Annotated in this window: 4 protein-coding genes; 3 read left to right on the top strand and 1 reads right to left on the bottom strand. The window is 76.4% G+C overall.

Translation table 11 applies throughout. The features are described from left to right. From GSY69_RS13590 to GSY69_RS13580, 3 genes are all read left to right on the top strand, one after another. A partial coding sequence (locus GSY69_RS13590) for a YbfB/YjiJ family MFS transporter (RefSeq protein ID WP_160954367.1) occupies nt 1–664 on the top strand: 664 nt, incomplete at its 5' end. A 72-nt stretch (nt 665–736) separates the two neighbouring features. Beyond that, complete coding sequence (locus GSY69_RS13585; protein ID WP_160954366.1) at nt 737–1,561, top strand: enoyl-CoA hydratase; 825 nt, start codon at nt 737–739, stop codon at nt 1,559–1,561. Nucleotides 1,562–1,607: 46 nt separating this feature from the next. Further along, nucleotides 1,608–2,540 carry an NAD-dependent epimerase/dehydratase family protein gene (locus tag GSY69_RS13580; RefSeq protein ID WP_160954365.1) on the top strand — a complete coding sequence of 311 codons (933 nt, stop codon included), beginning with the start codon at nt 1,608–1,610 and terminating at the stop codon, nt 2,538–2,540. 55 nt (nt 2,541–2,595) lie between these two features. Here GSY69_RS13580 and pheA read toward each other — a convergent pair whose 3' ends face one another. Continuing rightward, nucleotides 2,596–3,531, bottom strand: a complete 936-nt coding sequence (pheA, locus tag GSY69_RS13575) for a prephenate dehydratase (RefSeq protein WP_160954364.1) — start codon at nt 3,529–3,531, stop codon at nt 2,596–2,598. Between the last annotated feature and the right edge of the window lie 111 nt (nt 3,532–3,642).

Genomic DNA, 3,642 nt, shown 5'->3' with positions numbered 1-3,642 from the left:
GGCGGCCCCGCGCGGCCCGGCGCCGGCCTCCGCGCCATCGCCCGCGGGCCCTGCTGCCCTGTCCCCCTCCCCCGGGGCGCCCGCCGGGCGCGTGCGCGTGTGGCTGCTGGCGGCCTCCTACGGCCTCGAGGGCATGGGCTACATCATCGTCGCGACGTTCCTCGTGGCCGCCGTCCAGGCCTCCGCCGGGCCTGCGGGCGGGGCCGGTGCGGGCCCGGGGCTGAGCCCCGCCCTGCTGCTGGGCAACCTCGTCTGGGTCACGGTGGGGGCGTGCGTCATCGCCTCGACCCCGGTGTGGGAGCGCCTGCGAGCGCGCTTTACCCTCCAGCGGCTGCTCGTCGCCGCCCTGACGGTCCAGCTCGGCTGCGCGCTGCTGCCCGCGCTTGCCCCCGGAGCGGTCGCGGGCTTCGCGGCGGCCGCCGCCCTGGGTGCCACGTTCATGGCGATCGCCCAGCTGTCCCTGGCCCGCGGCCGGCAGCTGGGTGCGCGGAACTCGGCGGCCGTCCTCGTCACGGTCTACGGGCTCGGCCAGATCGCCGGCCCGCTCGTGGTCGCGCCCCTGCTGGGCGCGGGGCCCGCGGGCTACCGCTGGGCGTTCGGCATCGCGGCGGTGACGATCGCCGCGGCCGCCGCACTGGCGTGGGCCGAGGGCCGCAGGCGCTGATGCGCCGCCGCCCCCACCAGGGCGTTTGGCCATGGCGTCCACCGTGTCCGTGACCTGGGGCACACTGGGGACATGGACGAGAACCCGGCCCGCGCCTCGGCGGCGGCACAGGACCTGGTGGCCACGGCCGCCCAGGGCCCCATCACCACGCTCACCCTCAACGACCCGGCCAAGCGCAACGCCCTGTCCCTGCCCATGATGCGCGCGCTGACCGCGGCGCTCGAGCGGGTGGCCGCGGATCCGCAGTGCCGGGCCGTCGTCCTCGCCTCCACGGGCACGGTGTTCTCCGCGGGCCATGACCTGGCGGAGCTGCGCGGAGCCCCGGAGAGCGCGGCGCAGGAGCTCTTCGACACCTGCGCGCAGCTCATGCTCCTCATCCAGCGCATCCCCCAGCCCGTCATCGCCCGGGTGCAGGGGCTGGCCACGGCGGCCGGGTGCCAGCTCGCAGCCACCTGCGATCTGGCCGTTGCGGCACAGGGCGCGTCCTTCGCCACGCCCGGCGTGCGGATCGGCCTGTTCTGCTCAACGCCCATGGTGGCGCTCAGCCGGGCGGTCGACCGCAAGACGGCCCTGCGCATGCTCCTCACCGGCGAGGCGCTGAGCGCCCAGGACGCCCTGGTCCACGGCCTCGTCTCCCACGTCGTCCCGGCCGAGCAGCTCGAGGCGCGCGCGCACGAGGTCGCCGCTCAGGTCGCCAGCGCCTCCGGGGCCACGGTCGCGCTCGGCAAGCGCGCGTTCTACGCGCAGGCGGAGCTGCCCACGGCCGAGGCCTATGAGCAGATGGCCCGGGTCATGACCGCCAATGCGGGGCTGGGCGATGCGCAGGAGGGCATCGGCGCGTTCCTCGACAAGCGCGCACCGGTGTGGCAGCACCGCGGGGCTGCGGCCACGCCGTAGCCTGAGGGTCGAGCGTTGGCCCTGGCGGCGAACGGAAGGGAGCCACATGTCCATCGTCGTCACCGGAGCCTCCGGATTCATCGGCGGCGCGGTTGCGCGCGCGCTGGCCGAGCGCGGCGCCGATGTGCTCAGCATCGGCCGCACGGACCCGGGCATCGACGGCGTCTCCCACCTGGACTGGGACCTGCGCGAGACGGCCCCCCAGGCCCTGGCCGCCCGGTCCGCGGGAATCGAGGCCCTGGTCCACGCTGCGGCGCTCGTCGCCGACTGGGGCGAGGCGACCGCGTTCCACGAGGTCAACGTGGCCGGCACCCGCCGCCTGCTCGACGCGCTGCCGCGGGCGCGCGTCGTCCACCTGTCGAGCACCGAGGTCTACGACCCGCGGGCCGACCACGAGGGCCTCTACGAGGAGGGCGGCCCGATCGGCGCGGACGGCTACCTCAGCGACTACGCCCGCTCGAAGGCCGCCGCCGAGGCCGTCGTCCAGCGCGTCCACCCCCAGGCCGCCATCCTGCGCCCCGCGCCGGTCTACGGACCCGGCGACACCCACTGGTTCCCCGCGTTCGCGCGCCGGATCCGCCGCGGCGTGCTGCGCCTGCCCGCGGCCCACGGCCGCCTCACCTCGCTCACGCACATCGACAATGCCGTCACCGCGGTGCTCGCAGCGCTCGGCCGGTCGCACGCCGCCGGGCCCATCAACGTCGCCGATCCCCACCCCTATGAGCTGCGCCAGGCGCTCAACACGTACATGGCGCGGGCGGGCATGGCGCCCGTGCGCATCGAGGAGCAGCCGGCGGACCTTGCGATGATCCGGGCGTGGGCCGCGGAGCGGCGTGCCCGGACGCTTCGCCGCGGCCGGCGCGCCCCGCACACCACCCGCGTCGCGGTTGCGCGCCTGAGCCGCGGCCGCAGCTACGACGTCACGCGCCTGCGCACGGTGCTCGGCGTCGAGCCCCGCCAGGAGCTCGCGCCCCGCTGAGCGCTGAGGACCGAGCTGAGCGCTGAGGACTGAGGGCTGAGCGCCCGGCCTCGCGCTAGGCGCCTGCGCCGCGGATCGTGCCCAGCCACTCGTGCGCGGCGGCGTACGCGGCATCGGCCGTCCGGGGGTCGACGCGCACCTCGGAGGCGTTGGCGGCCGGGTAGGAACCCAGGAACTGCACCCGCCGGGCGATCCGGTGGACGCCGGCCAGCGCCTCGGCCATCCGGGCATCGGCCACGTGGCCCTGCGCATCGATCGAGAACTGGTAGAGGCCCAGGCCGTCGCCCGTGGGGCGCGACTCGATGCGGGAGAGGTTGACGCCGCGGGCGGAGAACTGCTCGAGGAGGTTGAGCAGCGCCCCGGCCTCGTCGGTGGCCAGCGCGACGACGAGCGTGGTCTTGTCCGCCCCGGTGCGCACCGGCGGGGCCGAGCGCCGGCGCACGAGGACGAACCGCGTGACCGCGCTCGAGTGGTCGCCCACGTCCACGGCCAGCACCTCGAGGCCGTAGCGCCTGGCGGCCAGCGCGGGGCAGATCGCCGCCTGCGCGGCGGAGGCGCCGGCGGCCAGCTCCTGCGCGGCCGCGGCGGTCGACGAGGCGGGCAGGTAGGACGCGCCCGGGATGTGCTCGCCCACCCACACCCGCGTCTGGGCCTCCGCGTGCGGGTGCGTGGCGAACGCGCGGATGTCGCCCACCCGGGTACCGGGGCGCACGGCCACGACGAAGCGGACGTCGACGAGCGTCTCCGCACAGATCTGCATGGTGTGGTGGCTGAGGGCGTCGAGGGTGGCGGGCACCCCGCCCTCGACGGAGTTCTCGATCGGCACGACGGCGCCGTCGAGCTCGCCGGCCGCGAGTGCGGCGAAGGCGGCCTCGGCGTTGCGCATGGGCACGCGCTGGGCCTGGGGTGTGCCCTGTGCCTCGAGCAGCCGGATGAGGGCGGCCTCGGTGAAGGTGGCCTCCGGCCCCAGGTAGCCGTAGCGGTCGGTCAATGCAGGTCACCGCCCAGTTCGCGGTCGCCGCGGCTGTGCTCCTCGCCCGCGCGCAGGGCGCGGGCGAGCGCGCCGCGCTTGCCGCTGCGCTCGTGCGCCGCCGGTGCGCGC

The organism is Brevibacterium rongguiense (assembly GCF_009857845.1).
GTDB lineage: Bacteria > Actinomycetota > Actinomycetes > Actinomycetales > Brevibacteriaceae > Brevibacterium > Brevibacterium rongguiense.
Note: the sequence above shows the minus strand (reverse complement) of the source record. Positions and strands in the feature narration are given on the sequence as shown.

Excerpts from the sequence above, each read along its gene's own strand:
- GSY69_RS13580 (WP_160954365.1), top strand. The coding sequence starts at position 1,608 with ATGTCCATCGTCGTCACCGGAGCCTCCGGATTCATCGGCGGCGCGGTT.
- GSY69_RS13585 (WP_160954366.1), top strand. The coding sequence starts at position 737 with ATGGACGAGAACCCGGCCCGCGCCTCGGCGGCGGCACAGGACCTGGTG.